Origin of the sequence: Methanocorpusculum bavaricum DSM 4179 (assembly GCF_000430905.1) — an archaeon.
Lineage (GTDB): Archaea > Halobacteriota > Methanomicrobia > Methanomicrobiales > Methanocorpusculaceae > Methanocorpusculum > Methanocorpusculum parvum.
Window position 1 is genome coordinate 172,528 of the sequence record NZ_AUMX01000003.1, and the last position, 983, is coordinate 173,510.

Consider the following 983-nt stretch of genomic DNA (forward strand, 5'->3'; position numbering starts at 1 on the left):
CTCGAGGAGCTTAAGGGATGGGGACTCCCCTATGGGGTCCTGGACGGTCAAACCTTTACCATCAAGATCACGTTCTCGAATGAACGGCCGGAGGAAGAATGACGCAGGAGCATAAACCCTGCCCCGGTCTCCGGCTCGCCGACCGGGTCATCCTCTCAAAGATCCTTGCCGGCACCTGGAAACTCGACGCCGAAAACGGCGAGATCATCTCGCGGAACACCGGAAAGCCCCTGAGCTTTTCCCGTAAGAACAACGGGTATTGTTCGATCCGGGCCCGATATATGGGGTTCATGGTGGACATCACGAAGCATAGGGCCGTCTACATCGCCGGGAACTGCAGAACGATGGACGATCTGCCGATCGATCTGAACCTCCACATCGACCACATCAACGGAAACATCGATGACTGCCGGCTCGCAAACCTCCGGCTCATCCCGTTCTGGGACAACAACCACCCGCTTTCGGGACGAAAAAAGAGGATCTTCACAGACGAGCAGGTGGGAGAGATCCGGCGGCGGTATGCGGACGGCGAACCTCCGCGGATCCTCGCAGCCGAGTTCAAGGTGAACAAGACCACGATCCACCGGATCGTTGCCCGGCGGACCTATGCGGAGGTGGGCCTGTGAACGGGTCCGAGTACCGGCGCACGGTGAAGTTTGCCTGTCCGCACTGTTTTGCGGTTGAGGCGAAGGAGTTCTGGGTCCGGGACCTTGACGAACTGCGGCGGAAGAGGATCCGGTGCCCGGTCTGCGGATCGGTGATGCTCCGGGTCGATTCGGAGAAGGAGGAGTACCTTGTCTCGCTGTCAAAGATAGCGCTGCGGAAGATGCATGATGCCATCGCCCGGCAGGAGGAGGATCACTATGCCCACAGGTAAGATGGAGTCGGGATGTGTCCTCTCCATTCTGGAGACGGCGTTTCCTCACCCCGCCGAGGAGTATGCGGATGCGTTTTTCTGTCAGGAGATGACGGCTGCGCTGGAA

At 59.1% G+C, this 983-nt stretch carries 2 protein-coding genes; both read left to right on the forward strand.

Translation table 11 applies throughout. The features are described 5' to 3' along the window. The first annotated feature begins 98 nt into the window (after positions 1 to 98). A complete protein-coding gene (locus H575_RS03895) occupies positions 99 to 626 on the forward strand; it encodes an HNH endonuclease (RefSeq protein WP_042698203.1) in 528 nt (175 codons plus the stop codon). Further along, positions 623 to 877, forward strand: a complete 255-nt coding sequence (locus H575_RS03900) for a hypothetical protein (protein WP_042698206.1) — start codon at positions 623 to 625, stop codon at positions 875 to 877. Before H575_RS03895 ends, H575_RS03900 begins: the two co-directional genes overlap by 4 nt. The last annotated feature ends 106 nt before the right edge of the window (positions 878 to 983 follow it).